Source organism: Amycolatopsis sp. NPDC003731, from assembly GCF_053586895.1.
This window is the reverse complement of the sequence record NZ_JBSFNC010000125.1, coordinates 1-13889: the sequence shown is the minus strand read 5'-3', so window position 1 is coordinate 13889 and position 13889 is coordinate 1. Positions and strand designations below refer to the sequence as shown.

At 71.5% G+C, this 13889-nt stretch carries 13 protein-coding genes, 1 tRNA gene and 1 pseudogene; 5 read left to right on the top strand and 10 right to left on the bottom strand.

What is annotated here, in order from left to right; all coding sequences use genetic code 11:
* Positions 1-14 precede the first annotated feature (14 nt).
* Positions 15-87: transfer RNA gene (locus ACWDN5_RS35755), tRNA-Ser, on the bottom strand.
* A 154-nt stretch (positions 88-241) separates the two neighbouring features.
* On the opposite strand from ACWDN5_RS35755, the gene ACWDN5_RS35750 reads away from it, so the two are divergent.
* Entirely contained in the window at positions 242-871 is a 630-nt protein-coding gene (locus ACWDN5_RS35750) for a TetR/AcrR family transcriptional regulator (protein WP_310975497.1), read from the top strand.
* Here ACWDN5_RS35750 and ACWDN5_RS35745 read toward each other — a convergent pair.
* From ACWDN5_RS35745 to ACWDN5_RS35710, 8 genes are all read right to left on the bottom strand, one after another.
* Positions 825-1700, bottom strand: coding sequence for a class I SAM-dependent methyltransferase (locus ACWDN5_RS35745; RefSeq protein ID WP_449679388.1), 876 nt, complete (start codon positions 1698-1700; stop codon positions 825-827). The genes ACWDN5_RS35750 and ACWDN5_RS35745 overlap by 47 nt on opposite strands.
* A 1-nt stretch (position 1701) precedes the next feature.
* Complete coding sequence (locus tag ACWDN5_RS35740) at positions 1702-2046, bottom strand: VOC family protein (RefSeq protein ID WP_310975501.1); 345 nt, start codon at positions 2044-2046, stop codon at positions 1702-1704.
* Between the two features lies 1 nt (position 2047).
* Entirely contained in the window at positions 2048-2206 is a 159-nt protein-coding gene (locus ACWDN5_RS35735; RefSeq protein WP_449679387.1) for a ribbon-helix-helix protein, CopG family, read from the bottom strand.
* A 111-nt stretch (positions 2207-2317) separates the two neighbouring features.
* A complete protein-coding gene (locus tag ACWDN5_RS35730; protein ID WP_449679386.1) occupies positions 2318-3433 on the bottom strand; it encodes an alpha/beta hydrolase family protein in 1116 nt (371 codons plus the stop codon).
* Between the two features lie 109 nt (positions 3434-3542).
* Positions 3543-4094 carry a snapalysin family zinc-dependent metalloprotease gene (locus ACWDN5_RS35725; protein WP_310975506.1) on the bottom strand — a complete coding sequence of 184 codons (552 nt, stop codon included), beginning with the start codon at positions 4092-4094 and terminating at the stop codon, positions 3543-3545.
* 259 nt (positions 4095-4353) lie between these two features.
* Complete coding sequence (locus tag ACWDN5_RS35720; protein WP_310975507.1) at positions 4354-4908, bottom strand: TetR/AcrR family transcriptional regulator; 555 nt, start codon at positions 4906-4908, stop codon at positions 4354-4356.
* 2 nt (positions 4909-4910) lie between these two features.
* Complete coding sequence (locus ACWDN5_RS35715; RefSeq protein ID WP_449679385.1) at positions 4911-6401, bottom strand: MFS transporter; 1491 nt, start codon at positions 6399-6401, stop codon at positions 4911-4913.
* Between the two features lie 61 nt (positions 6402-6462).
* A complete protein-coding gene (locus ACWDN5_RS35710; RefSeq protein ID WP_449679384.1) occupies positions 6463-7287 on the bottom strand; it encodes a class I SAM-dependent methyltransferase in 825 nt (274 codons plus the stop codon).
* Between the two features lie 171 nt (positions 7288-7458).
* On the opposite strand from ACWDN5_RS35710, the gene ACWDN5_RS35705 reads away from it, so the two are divergent.
* Positions 7459-7689 (top strand): hypothetical protein, encoded by a 231-nt coding sequence (locus ACWDN5_RS35705; RefSeq protein ID WP_310975513.1) that lies wholly within the window; start codon positions 7459-7461, stop codon positions 7687-7689.
* A 22-nt stretch (positions 7690-7711) separates the two neighbouring features.
* Here ACWDN5_RS35705 and ACWDN5_RS35700 read toward each other — a convergent pair whose 3' ends face one another.
* Positions 7712-8884, bottom strand: a complete 1173-nt coding sequence (locus ACWDN5_RS35700) for an ROK family transcriptional regulator (RefSeq protein WP_310975756.1) — start codon at positions 8882-8884, stop codon at positions 7712-7714.
* A gap of 136 nt (positions 8885-9020) precedes the next feature.
* On the opposite strand from ACWDN5_RS35700, the gene ACWDN5_RS35695 reads away from it, so the two are divergent.
* From ACWDN5_RS35695 to ACWDN5_RS35685, 3 genes and pseudogenes are all read left to right on the top strand, one after another.
* Positions 9021-10445 carry an APC family permease gene (locus tag ACWDN5_RS35695; RefSeq protein ID WP_449679383.1) on the top strand — a complete coding sequence of 475 codons (1425 nt, stop codon included), beginning with the start codon at positions 9021-9023 and terminating at the stop codon, positions 10443-10445.
* Positions 10442-13270: a glycosyl hydrolase 2 galactose-binding domain-containing protein gene (locus tag ACWDN5_RS35690; RefSeq protein ID WP_449679382.1), complete on the top strand. Its 2829-nt coding sequence runs from the start codon at positions 10442-10444 to the stop codon at positions 13268-13270. Before ACWDN5_RS35695 ends, ACWDN5_RS35690 begins: the two co-directional genes overlap by 4 nt.
* A pseudogene (locus tag ACWDN5_RS35685) lies at positions 13267-13830 on the top strand (ROK family protein); the annotation flags it as partial. The gene ACWDN5_RS35690 and the pseudogene ACWDN5_RS35685, both read left to right, overlap by 4 nt.
* Positions 13831-13889: the final 59 nt, after the last annotated feature.

Genomic DNA, 13889 nt, shown 5'->3' with positions numbered 1-13889 from the left:
CCTGGTGGAACCGGACTTGGAGGCAGGAGTCGAACCTGCGCCTTCCCGGATTCGAGCCGGGTGTTCTGCCTGCTGAACTACTCCAAGCTGCGGGGACCGCCGAGCACGGGCGATTTCCCGCAGCGGCAACGGTAATCCGCCGCGGGGCCCGGCGCGACCGACTTTTCGTTCCGGGCTGCGGCGGGCCTCCGGCCGGGCTAAAATAAATACGAATCAAAGTCACGTTCAGGTTGGAGGCCGCATGACCGGCCCGGAGCCGATCGAAGCGGGCGTCCGCCTGCGCCGGGTGCCCCGCCAGGCGCGGTCCCGGCAGAAGCTGGCCCAGGTCCTGGCCGCCGCCGACCGCCTGCTCGCCGCGGAGGGCGTCGAGGCGCTGACCACCACCCGCGTGGCCGCGGAGGCCGGCGTGTCGGTGGGCGCGCTGTACCAATACCTGCCGGACCGCGACGCCATCACCGAGGCGCTGGGCGAGGTCTACCTCGCCCGCCTGGAAGACCTCATGACGTCGTTCGCCGAGCGAGCGGCCGAAGAGACCTGGGAGGATCCCGTCGGCCTGCTCGTCGACGCCTTCGCCGGGCTCTACCGCGCCGAACCCGGGTTCCGCGCGCTGTGGTTCGGCCGCGGCCTCACCGACGGAACCCGGGAGGCCGACATCGCGCACAAGCGCGTGATGGCCACCGGCGTGCACCGCATCCTCGTCGCGCAGGACCTCCTGCGTGACGACTACGAGGCCGCGGTGGCCTGCCGCACGGCGTTCCTCGCCGCCGACGCCGTGATCCAGGAGGCCTTCCGCGGCGACGGTGCCACCGAACTGCTCGAGCCGGTCAAGACGATGCTGCGGGCGTATCTGGGGCAGCAGCCCCGGCCGTAGCGACGAGGAATTCCTCGCCCCGCACGACCCGCAGCCCGTCCGCGCGGTCCGCGAAGTACCGCTCGTCCAGCTCGGCGCCCGAGACGTGGACGACGTCGCGGAACCCGGCTTCGCGAGCCATCGCCAGCATTTCCCCGGGGGAGAAGGAGCTGACGAACGGCGTCCCCGCCGCCTCCGCCCGGCGAGCGGTGGCCTCGTGGCGGGCGCGTTCGCCGCCGTCGAGCAGGCCGGCCGGCAGCAGGAACGTCATCGCGAGCGTGGAGCCCGGGGCGAACCCGGCGATCCGGCGCAGCGTGGCCGCGTTCGCCTCCTTCGTCAGGTACATGCTGACGCCGGTGGACGCGACGACCGCCGGTTCGTCCGGGGCGAAACCCGCGGCGATGAGCCGATCCCACCACGAGGCCGTCTCGAAGTCGACCGGCACGAAGTGCAACCAGTCCGGCACGCCCAGGCCGAGTTCGGCCAGCCGGTCGCGTTTCCAGGCTTGCGGCCCCGGCTGGTCCACTTCGAACACCCGCAGCCGGGCCGCGAGTTCCGGACGCCGCTGGGCGAAGGTGTCCAGCCCGGCCCCGAGGATCACGTACTGGCCGACACCCCGGGCGGCCTGCTCGGCGACCAGGTCCTCGACGAACCGCGCGCGGGCCACCATGCCCGCGCGGTAGCGGCCGGCGGTCGCCGGGTCCATGTCGTCGCGCCGCCGCCAGCCGTCGCCCGGATCGGCCAGCCGCAGGCCCAGGTCGTCGGCGAACACGTGGGGCGGCGGATCGACGGCGAGGTGCAGGGCCCGCCACAGCGCGGTCCGCACCGCCGTGCTGTCCGGCGCGGCCACGTCAGGCCGCGCCCGGCGCCGACAGCGTCCACGTGCGCCCGTCGGGGTCGCGGACGGTCATTTCCCTGGTCCCGTAATGGGTTTCCTCGAACGGGGTGACCACTTCGACGATCTCGTCGGCCTCGAACTTGTCCGCGTCCGGGACCTTGAACACGACCCGCGTCCGCGGCTCCTGGCTTTCGGGAACCTCGGCGATGAACAGCCAGGGACCGGCGCCGTTGCGCAGCTGCCCGGAGTTGTGGTCGGTCGCGAAGTCGATCTCGTAGCCCAGGGCCTGGAAGAACTTGGCCGCCTTGCCCCAGTTGTGCGTCTCCAGGTACATCGCCTCGATGCCCTCGGTCGTCATGTCAGTGCTCCTCTTCGGGATCGATCGCCAGGTAGGCACGCAGGGCTTCGGCGACGAGGGCCGACAGTGACTGCCCGGTCTCGATGGCCCGGTGCTTGACCTGCCGGATCAGCCCGATCGGCAGGTACACGTTGAACTGCTTGACGTCGTCATCGCCCACGCCCCGAGGCTAGCATGCTAGCAAGCTAACAGCGCAAGTCCTGCTCTCCGGCTCCTCGACGCCGTGCCGCGGCAAGGTCGACACCGGAGTGATCCCGGGAACCGGTGCCGCTCACCGGCGTTCGAGGTAGCAGGCGAAGAATTCGCTCAACGTCGCCCGTTGGGTGGCGATGCTCCGGTCCGGGTCCACGGTGCCGACGAAGGGGGCGATCGCCGCCGGGTCGAGGCCGAGGCGGGGGAGGAGCACCTGGTAGTCGGTGTAGCTGAAGTGCTCGCCGTCCGGCAGGTGCTGCGCGCGGACCGGGCCGCGCTGGTGGGCCAGGAACTCCTGCCACGAAGGGTCGGAGGCCGCGCTGTGGTCGCCCGCGCTCAGCAGCAGGAACGGCTGGTCGAGGCCTTCGTCGGCGACGCGGCCGTACTCGCGGTTCGACTGGGAGTACGACATGCTGCCGTCGAGGTCCGCCCCCGCGTCGATGCGTGGGTCCGACACCATCGTTTCTCCGGTGGTGAAGCCGCCCGCGGAGTGGCCGAACATGCCGGTGCGGGAGACGTCCGGGGCGAGCCCGGCGGGCAGCGGGCGGTGTTCGGCGTCCGGATTCCCGCCGCGGGCCAGGGTTTCCAGCGCGTCGAGCACGAACCGCGTGTCCGCGACGCGGGTCGCGATCAGCTGCCGGCCGGCGTCGGGACCGGAGGGCAGCACCCGCCGTTCGACGCGGCCGCCGGGGAATTCCACCGCGGCGGGCTCGTGCGTGTGGTCGATCGCCACCGTCACGTAGCCTTCGCTCGCGAGCTGCTCCAGCAGCGTGGTGCCGACCGAGCGCGGGTACTTGGCGCTGGGCGAGAAGAGCACGACCGGCCGCCGCCCGCCGGCCGCGGGAACCCCGGCGCGGGCGTGCGTGGGGAAGGTGTAGCCGAGCCGGTCGGCGGCGATGCCGAGCGCCCGCGCGTCTTCCTCGGCGATGATCTCGGCGGCTTCCGGCGCCTGGTAGGGAGCTTTCGCGCCGCCGCCGCCGGAGCGGGCGGGGTACCGGACGGTCACCATGAGTTCGCGGGTCGTCCCGGCGACCCAGGGGTCCGGCCGCGCGTGGTCGACGAGGTGCAGATCGACGCTGCCGACGGCGTAGGGACCGGTGGGGGCGGGCAGCGACAGCCGGGTGGCCGCGTGCGCCGGGAGCGCGGTCAGCAGCAGGACACCGGCGAGCCCGGCGGTGAGAAGGGTTTTTCGCATCCTTTGACCGTATTGACGGCTCGGACGCGGGACATCGGGATGATCACCCAGATCGACCCGGACAGGGCTGTGGCCCGGGCACCGGCCCGGGCCACAGCTGTCAGCGGTTTCAGAAGCCGTAGATCGTTTCGACGGCCCGCTCGGCGCTGGTCGCGACGAGCCCGTTGGCCCACAGCTGGTTGACCCGGCTGCGCTCGGCGGAGTTGGGCACCGCGTTGGTGCAGGACGGGCCGGGGCCGCCACCCGACATCAGCTCGGAGCACGGACCCGAGTAGTGGTCGGGCAGCCCGAGGGCGTGCCCGGTCTCGTGCGCCGCGATCCGCGTCGGGTTGTACTGGCGGGCCTGGGTGTAGTCGATGAAGATGGTGCCGCTGCCGTGCCCGTTGGTCGAGGCGTAGGAGCCGCGGGGGTCGTTGCCCTCGGTGTAGCGCAGGCTCGCGCCGGAGTTGCGTTCGACGAGCCGGACGTTGGTGACGCTGCGGTTCCAGTTGGCGGCACCGGCGTTGATCACCGACCGGAACGTCGGTGCGCTGGCGGTGCTGTAGTAGACCGTGGTGACGGCGGCTTCCTGCTCGGTGGCGGCCGACGCGGTGCCCGCGGCGAGCGGGGTCACGGTCAAGGCGAGCGCAACGGCGCCGGCCAGGGCGAACTTCCTCGACATCGGAAGACTCCTCGTGGGGGGACGGGGATTTGCCGGAATTGCGCGCGCTGTCGAAAATTTACCCGGAAGACACCTTCGCCGGAGCCGACTAACGTAGGGCCCGCGAAGTGGTGATTTCCCAGTACCGAAGTCTGTTGACAGCGGCCTCGGTCACGCCGTCCGGGCGGTGTGCACCCGCGGCTGCGACCTGACCGAGCTCGACCTGGCGACGTTCGCGCGGCTCCGGGGAGGGCGGTCGACGTGCGGCCGGCCAGGCTGATCACCGGAAAGTGAGGGCGAGGAGCTGCTGTTCCAGCTTCCGCGCGGCCGCCACGTCGATGCCCACGCCCCACAGCGGTGCCGTGCTCGCGCCGTCGGCGGCCGCAACCACCAGGGTGACCACGTCCGGCGGGAGACCGTCGTCGTGGAGGTCGCGCTCCCACCTCTGCGCGTCCGCGCGGGCCAGTTCGGCGATCTCCGGGATCGAGATCAGCAGCGCGATCAGGGCGATGGTCTCGCGGACCGCGACCTCGTCGTAGGAGGTGTCCAGCGACGCGCGGACGTACGCCCGCGTCAGCCGGCCCGGGGCGGTGTCGGCCGGGTCGAGCGCCGCGTGGACCTCGGTGCGGAACTCGTCCAGTAGGTCCTGGGCCAGCGTGCGCACCAGCGCGTCCTTGGCCGGGAAGTGGTACAGCAGCCCGCCTTTCGACACGCCGGCCGCCCGGGCGATGTCGTCCAGGGAGGCCGACACACCGCGGGTGCGGATGACCGTCGCGGCGGCGTCGAGCAGGGCGCGGCGCGTCTCTTCCGGGCTGCGCCCGGCCTTGCGAGGCATCTTCAGTCCTTTCCGGACGGAATGGTACGCCAGGCGATCACCGCGGCGACGGCGGTGACGGCGGCCGCCGCGAGCGACGTCACCTGCATGGCGCCGGTGAACGCTTCCCGTGCGGCGCGGGCGAGTTCCGAGTCCGGGGCCAGCACGCTCGCGGCCCCGGCGAGGGAGTCGCGGACCTCGGGCGGGACCGGGCCCGCCGGCAGGAACGCGCGGTAGACCAGGTTCACCACCGAGCCCAGGAGCGCGATGCCCAGGGCCGCCCCGAGTTCGTAGGCGGTCTCGGAGATCGCCGACGCCGAGCCGGCCTTGTCCTTCGGGACGGCGGAGAGCATCGAATCGATGGTCAGCGTCAGCGCCAGCCCGACGCCGAGCCCGACCGGGACCAGCGCCAGGCCCAGCCACCAGTATTGCGGCGCGCGTTCGGCAACCGAGATCAGCGCGAGGCCCAGCGCGGCGACGGCGAGCCCGGCCGCAATGGCCCGGCCCCGCCCGAGCCGCCCGGCGACCACGCCGACGGCGGCCACGACGACGATCGAGGCCAGCGTCGCCGGCATCTCCGCGAGCCCCGCCTGCAGCGGCGAGAAGCCGCGGACGAGCTGCAGGTACTGTGAGAAGAAGAACAGCAGGCCCATCAGTGCGAAGACCGCGATGAAGTCGGCCAGGACCGCGCCGCTGAAGGCAGGGTTGCGGAACAGCGCGACGTCGATCAGGGGAGCCTCGGCCCGTCGCTGACGGCGGACGAACAGGAAGCCGGACACCAGCCCCAGCACGGCCGCGAGCCCCACCTGGACGTCGGGGCCTGAGCTGACGGCGTGCTTCACCGCGTAGACCAGCGGGACGATCGCGGTCAGCGACAGCCCGGCCGACAGCAGGTCGAACCGCCCGGGGTTCGGGTCGCGCGATTCCGGCAGCAGCCAGGCGCCCAGGACCAGGAAGACGACGACGATCGGCACGTTGATCAGGAACACCGAGCCCCACCAGTAGTGCTCCAGCAGCGTCCCGCCGACCAGCGGGCCGAGCGCGATGCCCCCGCCGGAGCCGGCCGACCAGATGGCGATGGCGCGGGTGCGCTCGCGCGGGTCGGCGAACAGCGTCCGGATGAGCGACAGCGTCGACGGCATGATCGTCGCCCCGGCGACCCCGAGCAGCAGCCGCGCGACGACGAGCACGCCGGCGGTGGGGGAGAAGGCGGCCAGCGCGGAGGCGAGCCCGAAGGCGGTGGTGCCGATGAGCAGCACCTTCTTGCGCCCGAAGCGGTCGGCGAGGTTCCCGGCCGTGACCAGCAGCCCGGCCAGGGCGAGGGAGTAGACGTCGCCGATCCAGAGGATCTCGGTGGCGGTCGGCGCGAGCTCACGGGTGAGCGACGGCACGGCCAGGTACAGCACGGTGCCGTCGACCGCGAGCAGCAGCACGGCGCCGACGAGGACGCCCAGCGCGGCCCAGCGGCGCCGGGGGCTCAACGGCCGGACGGAGGAGGGCAGAGTGCTGGTCATGCGGCTTACTATACCGTCTGGACGGTACAGTAAGCCTGGTGAGGCCGCTCACCCGCCGGATTCAGGCCTTCGTCAGGAAGTAGTAGGCGTAGTGCTTGTCGAGCTCGTTGCGCGGCACGAGCTGGACCGCGGCGGGCGTCAGGCCGCAGCGCGACGCGAGCTCCCAGAACGCCGCGATCGGGTAGGTCGTCATGTCGGCGAGCCCGGACCGGTAGCCGCGGCGGCGTGGCCGGGTCCACCAGCTGCCCGTGTCGTACTTGATCTGGATCAGGGCCAGCCCGCCCGGGGCGAGCAGCTGCGAGGCGATGCGGAGCAGGCGCTCGCCGTACTCCGGGGTCGGAATCAGCTCGAAGACGTAGAAGCTGAGGAAGACGTCGCAGGGTTCGCCGATCCGCGCCACCGCCGCTTCGGGCGCCTCGACGTCGATCGAGACGGGTGTGAACGGCGTGCCGCACGCGGCGGAGACCTCCCGCTCGCATTCGCGCAACGTGGCCGCGGAGATGTCGACGCCGATGTACTCCCGTGCGTGCGGAGCGAACTCCACGGCGTTCGCGCCACCGCCGCAGCCCCAGTCGACGATCCGGTCCCACGGCCGGGTGAAGCCGGCCATCTTCGCGCCGCGTTCGAACAGTTCCAGGTGCTCCCGGCCGATGCGCGACCACAGGTCGTTGTCCCGGAACACCGACGCGTCCCGCCAGTGCGAGTTCGCGAGCCACCGGTCGCCGGCGGGTTCGCGCCAGTACGCCTGGGCGTCGGTCGAGATCCGGCTTTCCGATTGCCGGGCACCCACGCCGGTCAACGTCCGCTGGACGAGCTCTTCGGCTCGCCGGGCCAGTCGTTTCGCCTGCCGGGTCGCGGTCGACGTACTCGGCGCCAAGCTGAACATTCCAGTCACCTCCGGGGGAGTGGGGAGGGGAGGGCCGACAGGGGAATTGTCGTCGGCGTCACGGTTGTTGTGTCGGGGCGAAGGTCCCCCGCCCGTCCCGGGGAAGACAGGACCCGAACCGGGCCGTCCGGCCCTGTTCACCGGTACGCTGGAAGAAGCGGAGGAGGCGACGTGACGGCCGAGGAACTGATGATCGAGTTCGCCCTGACGCGCCTGGACCACCCGGACCTCGACTTCGAGGAGATCGCCGCGCTCGTCGTCCGGCGGGGCGGCCCGGACCGGGAACTGGAGTTCGCCTCCCGCAACCTCGCCGACCGCGGCGAGCTGCGCGGCGCGGCGTTCCCGACGGCGGTGGAGTACGTCCTGCGGGTGGTGCTCACCCTGCGGGGGCCGTCGGACTAGTCCACTGTGGACTCGGAGGTCCTCAGGCGTCGCCCGCGGCGCGGCTCAGGCCCCGGCGGTCGAACACCAGCTCGCGGGCCGTCCCCAGCGCGGTCGCGATGGCTCCCGCCAGGACCGCGTCCTCGCCCAGCTGGCCCGCCACGATCTCCGGGACCACTGGGGTCGTCGCGGCCAGCGCCCGCCGCATCGGTCCGGCGAGCAGGTCCGTGTTGCCGCCGATACCGCCGCCCAGCACGATCAGGCGCGGATCCAGGACCGCGGTGACCGACGCGACGACGTACGCCAGCTTCTCCGCCTCCTCCTCGACCACGCCGAGCGCCACCTCGTCGCCCGCGCGGGCCAGCCGGAAGACGTCCTTCGCCGACCGCGCCTTCGCCAGCCCGCGGGCGCGCGCCGCGGCCAGCACCGCCTGGCCCGCCGCCGCCGTTTCGACCGGTCCCGGGCGCCTTGCTCCCGCACCCGACGGCCGCGGGTCCAACGGCAGGTCCGCGATCTCGCCCGCCGCGCCGTGCGCGCCGCGGAACAGCTTGCCGTCGACCAGCAGGCCCATCCCGATCCCGGTGCCGACCGTCAAGCACACCAGCACGTCCACGTCCAGCGCCGCGCCGAGGGCGTGCTCCCCGACCGCGCACAGGTTCGCGTCGTTCTCCACCACCACGTCCGAACCCGCGGCGGCCAGCGCCGAGACGAGCTCGTGCAGCAGCCCGCGCCGTTCCCAGCCCGGCAGGTTGGGCGCGCGGTGCACCGTGCCCGTCGCCGGATCCGGGACGCCCGGCGTGCCGACCACCGTCGAGACGACCTCGTGCGGGCTCAGCCCGGCCGAGGACACCGCCCGCTCGACGGATTCGCCGACCGTGCGCACCAGCGCGCTCGCAGAACGGCACCGGTTGGGCTCGTCGAGCCGGGCGACGATGCTGCCTTCGAGGTCCGCGACGGCGATCCGGAGGACCCGCCGCCCGATGTCGACGCCCACGACGTGACCCGCGTCCGGTGCGGCCTGGTAGACGACCGCCGCGCGGCCCGGGCCGGCCAGGCTGCGCCCGGTGGTCCGGACCAGACCGTGCTGCTCGAGGTCGAGCAGAGCCTGGCCCACCGTGGGTTTCGACAGCCCGGTGTCGGCCGCGATCCGGGGTCGCGTGGCTTCGCCGTGCGCGCGCAGCCGGTCCAGGACCAGCCGCTGGTTCAACGCCCGCATGTGCGCCGGCGTCCCGACCTGCGGCCCGTTTCGTCCCACGCGTCCTCCTGAGTTGCCGCAAGTTTATCCGCGAACCCTTCCGGCTCGGGGCGTTCTATGTTAAGAAACTTTACTAACTACTAGTCGGAGGCACGTCGTGAGTTCACCCACTCGTTCCGGGGAACCGCCCGCCCTGGAGCGCAAGATCGGCCCGCTGCAGGCCACCGCGATCAACATGACCCAGATGTGCGGGATCGGCCCGTTCGTCACGATCCCCGCCATGGTCGCCACCATGGGCGGCCCGCAGGCGATGTTCGGCTGGATCATCGGGGCGATCGTCGCGCTGGCCGACGGGCTGATCTGGGCCGAACTCGGCGCCGCGATGCCGGGTGCCGGCGGCACGTACCTCTACCTGCGCGAAGCGTTCCAGTACCGCACCGGCCGGCTGATGCCGTTCCTGTTCGTGTGGAGCGCGGTGCTGTTCATCCCGCTGATCATGTCGACCGGCATCATCGGCCTCGTCCAGTACCTCGGCTACCTGATCCCGGGCGTCACCGACGACGCGGGCACGACCCCGCTGGGCAAGGTCATCGGCGTCGGCATCACCCTGGTGATCATCCTGGCGCTGTTCCGGAAGATCGGCCAGATCTCCAAGCTCACGACGGTCCTGTTCGTGATCATGCTCGCCGCGGTGCTGACGACGATCGTCGCGGCGTTCTCCCACTTCAGCGGCGCGCAGGCGTTCGCCTTCACCCCCGGCGCGTTCAGCTCGGCCGGCGAGGGCACCTTCTGGGGCGGCCTCGGCGCCGGCCTGATCATCGCGATCTACGACTACCTCGGCTACAACACCTCCGCCTACCTCGGCGGCGAGGTGCGGGACCCGGGGCGCACGCTGCCCCGCTCGATCATCTTCTCCATCGTCGGCATCATGGGCCTGTACTTCCTGCTGCAGGTCGGCGTCCTCGGCTCGATCCCGCTCGACCAGCTGAAGGACGCGAAGTCCGTCGCGTCGTCGGTGCTGGAGCAGGTCTGGGGCACCGGGACGGCCAAGGCCATCACCGTGCTGATCGTGATCGCCGCCGTCGGGTCCGTCTTCGCCGGGCTGCTGGGCGGCTCGCGCGTGCCCTTCGAAGCCGCGCGCGACAAGGTCTTCCTGCCGGTGTTCGGCAAGCTGCACCCGAAGCTGCACCTGCCCACCGCCGGCGTGCTCACCATGGGCGCCATCACGATCGTCGGCTCGCTGTTCACCCTGACCGAGGTGATCAACGCGGCGGTCGCGACCCTGGTCATCATCCAGTCGCTGGCGCAGGTCGCCGCGATCGTCGTGCTCCGCCGCCGGCAACCGAACCTGAGGCGGCCGTACCGGCAGTGGCTCTACCCGGTGCCGACGATCATCGCGCTGGTCGGCTGGGTGTACATCTACAAGTCGGCCGAATGGCTGTCGATCTGGCTGTCGCTGGGCTGGATCGCCGTCGGCGCGATCGCGTACCTCGTCTACGCCAAGGCCGAGCACACGTGGCCGTTCGGGCCCAAGGAAATCAAGGAAGCATTCGCCACCGAACCGGAAGGGGCTCAGGCATGACCCGGAAGCTCGCGGTCCTCGCCGCGCTGCTCCTCGTGCCCGGCGTGCTGAGCGTGGCCGCGCCGGCGTCCGCGCAACAGGACCTCGCCCAGCAGGATTTCGCACGGCCGCACGGGCTCACGACGATCGGCCTGCAGGGCTGGCAGGTGCTGACCACGGCGAGCGTCAAGGACGGTGGCGACAAGGTCTCCACGCCGGGGTACGCCACCCGCGGCTGGTTGCCGGTCGAGCCGGACGACGCCGGCGCGCCCGGCACCGAAATCAACGCCCTGGTGCAGAACGGCAAGTGCCCGGACGTCTTCTACTCCGACAACCTGCGCAAGTGCTTCGGGTACGTCGACAAGCTCGGCCCGGTCGTGACGAAGCCGTTCTCCGATCCGTGGTGGTACCGCACCGACTTCACGCCGGACATCCGGCCGGGGCAGCACGCGAAGCTGACCATCCCGGGCATCGTCGGCGAGGGCGACGTCTGGGTGAACGGGACGCTCGTCGCCACGAAGGACGTCGTGAGCGGCGCGTTCGCCGGGCACACGTTCGACGTCACGAAGCAGGTGAAGCCGGGGCGCAACACCCTGGCGATCAAGGTCTACCCGAACGACCCGACGAAGATGTACACCCTCGACCAGGTCGACTGGGGCCAGATCCCGCCGGACAACGACACCGGCATCCAGTTCCCGCCGACCCTGCAGGTCTCCGACGCGCTGACCGGTGACAACGCCCACGTCGTGCAGGACAACGCGGCCGACCTGTCCAGCTCGAAGCTGACGGTGAAGCTGGACGTCACCAACAACGCGGCCACGGCGCAGACCGGGGACGTCGCCGCGACGGTCACCCCGCCGTCGGGCGCGCCGATCGTCGTCAAGCAGCGCGTCACGATCCCGGCGAACACGAAGCGGACGGTCGCGTTCGCGCCGGTGAAGATCGCTCACCCGAAGGTGTGGTGGCCGTACTCGATGGGCGACCAGCCGCTGTACACGCTGACCACCGCGGTCTCGCAGGACGGCGTGCTCTCGACGTCGTCGAAGAGCACGTTCGGTATCCGCACGGTGACCTCGCGCCTGGTCGGGAAGTCCGCGCCGCTGCCCGAAGGCGCGCGGCAGTTCACCATCAACGGCAAGGATTTCGTGTTCCGCGGCGGCGGCTTCGCGCCGGACCTGTTCCTGCGGTACGACAAGGCCGACACCGCGCACCAGCTCGCGCTGATCAAGAACCTGGGCCTGTCCGGCGTCCGGCTCGAGGGCCACGACATGCCGCAGGACTTCTACGACCAGGCCGACCGCGCCGGCCTCCTGGTGATCGGCGGGTTCCTGTGCTGCGACGCCTGGCAGCCGGAGGACGCCTCGACGCTGACCGAGCGCGACTACCGGATCATGCACGACTCGGCGTACACGATCGCGCAGATGGAGCGGAACCACCCGAGCGTCTTCAACTACGGCTGGAGCGACAACGAGCCGGTGCCGCGCCAGGAGTCCGAGACGCTCAAGGCGTTCCAGGAAGCCGACTTCCAGGTGCTGGTGATCGCTTCGGCGGAGTACAAGAGCACGCCGACGCTCGGGCAGTCCGGGGAGAAGGAAGGCCCGTATGACTGGGTCCCGCCGACCTACTGGTACGACAGCTCGCACTTCGACCCCGAGGACTCCTCCCGCACGAACGCCGGCGGCGCCTGGGGCTTCGCGAGCGAGCAGAGCGCCGGGCACACCGTGCCGACGCTCGATTCGATCAAGCGGTTCCTCTCGCCCGCTGAACAGGCGAAGCTCTGGCAGGACCCGGCGTACAACCAGTACCACGCCAACTTCGAGCCGGGACACGGCGGTTACGCGTTCGGCACGCTGTACACGCTGGACCAGTCCATCCTGCAGCGGTACGGGAAGTGGAGCTCGCTCAAGTCCTATGTGGACCTCGCGAACATCGCGAACTACGAGAACACCCGCTCGCAGTTCGAGGCCTTCCTGCACCACTCGACGGACCGGGCGAACCCGGCCACCGGCGTCGTCTACTGGCAGCTCAACAAGGGCTGGCCGACGCTGCTGTGGTCGCTCTACAACGACGACGGCGACCAGCCGGGCGCGTACTTCGGCGCCCAGAAGGCCAACAAGCCGCTGCACGCGATCTACGGCTACGACAACGGGTCGGTCACCCTGGACAACCTCGGGGCGACCACGCAGTCCGGGCTTTCGGTACGGGCCCGGGTGCTCGACACCGCGGGCAAGGTCCTCGACGACCAGACGGCTTCGGGTCTTTCGCTGGGTTCGCAGGGCGTGCGCACGGGCGTCCTGAAGCCGAAGGTCCCGGCCGAGACGAAGGCGCCGGCGCCCGCGCAGGTCTACTTCGTCGAGCTGCAGGTGGCCCAGGGCGGGAAGGTCGTCGACCGGAACGTCTACTGGCTCTCGACGCAGAAGGACGTCGTCGACTGGGGCAAGACGCTGGGCAACCCGCAGGCGACGCTTTCGCAGTACAGCAACCTGCAGGCGCTGCAGAACCTGCCGAAGTCGCAGGTCAGCGCGGTGGCCTCGACCCGCCCGAGCGGTGCGGGCCTGGTCACCACGGTGACGGTGACCAACACCTCGAAGACGCCGGGGGCGGCGTTCTTCCTGCGGGCCGACGTCCGCCGCGGCACGCCGGACGGGCGGGAAGCGCCGGGGGACAACCAGCTCGCGAACGCGACCTGGGACGACAACGACATCACCCTGTGGCCGGGCCAGTCGCAGACGCTGACCGTCACCTACCGGGCCGCGGACCTGCGCGGCGCGGCCCCGGTGATCAGCGTCGACGGCTTCAACACCGGCCGGATCGTGGTGCGGGGGACGGGAGGGGCGCACGCGTGAGCGAGGACCGGATTCTCGGGATCGACTTCGGCGGCACGAAGGTGGCGCTGGGGCTCGCCGACCGCGACGGCACCCTGCTGGCGACGCGCCGGCTGGACACCGACGCGCACGCGGGAGCCGAGCAGGTGGTGGTGCGCGCGCTCGCCGCGGCCAGGGCCCTCCTGGCCGACGAGGGTGCGACGGCCGCCTGCATCGGCGTCGTCAGCCCGGGGATCGTGCTGCCGGACCGGATCCTGCTCGCGCCGAACGTGCCGGGGTGGGAACAGCTGCGGCTGGCGGAACTGGTGGCCGCCGAGTTCCCGGCCTCGCCGATCTCGGTGGGCACGGACGCGAAGGCGGCGGCGCTGGCGGAATGGCGCTGGGGCACGCTGGCCGGCGCCGACCCGGCGGTGTTCCTGTCACTCGGTACCGGCATCGCGGCGGCGGTGCTGGTCGGCGGCCGGGTGCTGACCGGCGCCAACGGAGCTGCCGGCGAGATCGGGTACAACCTGCTCTCGCCGCAGGACACCGAGGGTTTCGCGAGCGGAGCGGCGCCGCTCGAGGAAGCCGTCGGCGCTCGCGTTGCTGACGTCCTTCCGCGAGGAAGCCGGGATCCGATCCGGTGAGCTCAAGCCCGGCC

Excerpts from the sequence above, each read along its gene's own strand:
- ACWDN5_RS35750 (WP_310975497.1), top strand. The coding sequence starts at position 242 with ATGACCGGCCCGGAGCCGATCGAAGCGGGCGTCCGCCTGCGCCGGGTG.
- ACWDN5_RS35740 (WP_310975501.1), bottom strand. The coding sequence starts at position 2,046 with ATGACGACCGAGGGCATCGAGGCGATGTACCTGGAGACGCACAACTGG.
- ACWDN5_RS35730 (WP_449679386.1), bottom strand. The coding sequence starts at position 3,433 with ATGCGAAAAACCCTTCTCACCGCCGGGCTCGCCGGTGTCCTGCTGCTG.
- ACWDN5_RS35725 (WP_310975506.1), bottom strand. The coding sequence starts at position 4,094 with ATGTCGAGGAAGTTCGCCCTGGCCGGCGCCGTTGCGCTCGCCTTGACC.
- ACWDN5_RS35720 (WP_310975507.1), bottom strand. The coding sequence starts at position 4,908 with ATGCCTCGCAAGGCCGGGCGCAGCCCGGAAGAGACGCGCCGCGCCCTG.
- ACWDN5_RS35715 (WP_449679385.1), bottom strand. The coding sequence starts at position 6,401 with ATGACCAGCACTCTGCCCTCCTCCGTCCGGCCGTTGAGCCCCCGGCGC.
- ACWDN5_RS35710 (WP_449679384.1), bottom strand. The coding sequence starts at position 7,287 with ATGTTCAGCTTGGCGCCGAGTACGTCGACCGCGACCCGGCAGGCGAAA.
- ACWDN5_RS35700 (WP_310975756.1), bottom strand. The coding sequence starts at position 8,884 with ATGCGGGCGTTGAACCAGCGGCTGGTCCTGGACCGGCTGCGCGCGCAC.
- ACWDN5_RS35690 (WP_449679382.1), top strand. The coding sequence starts at position 10,442 with ATGACCCGGAAGCTCGCGGTCCTCGCCGCGCTGCTCCTCGTGCCCGGC.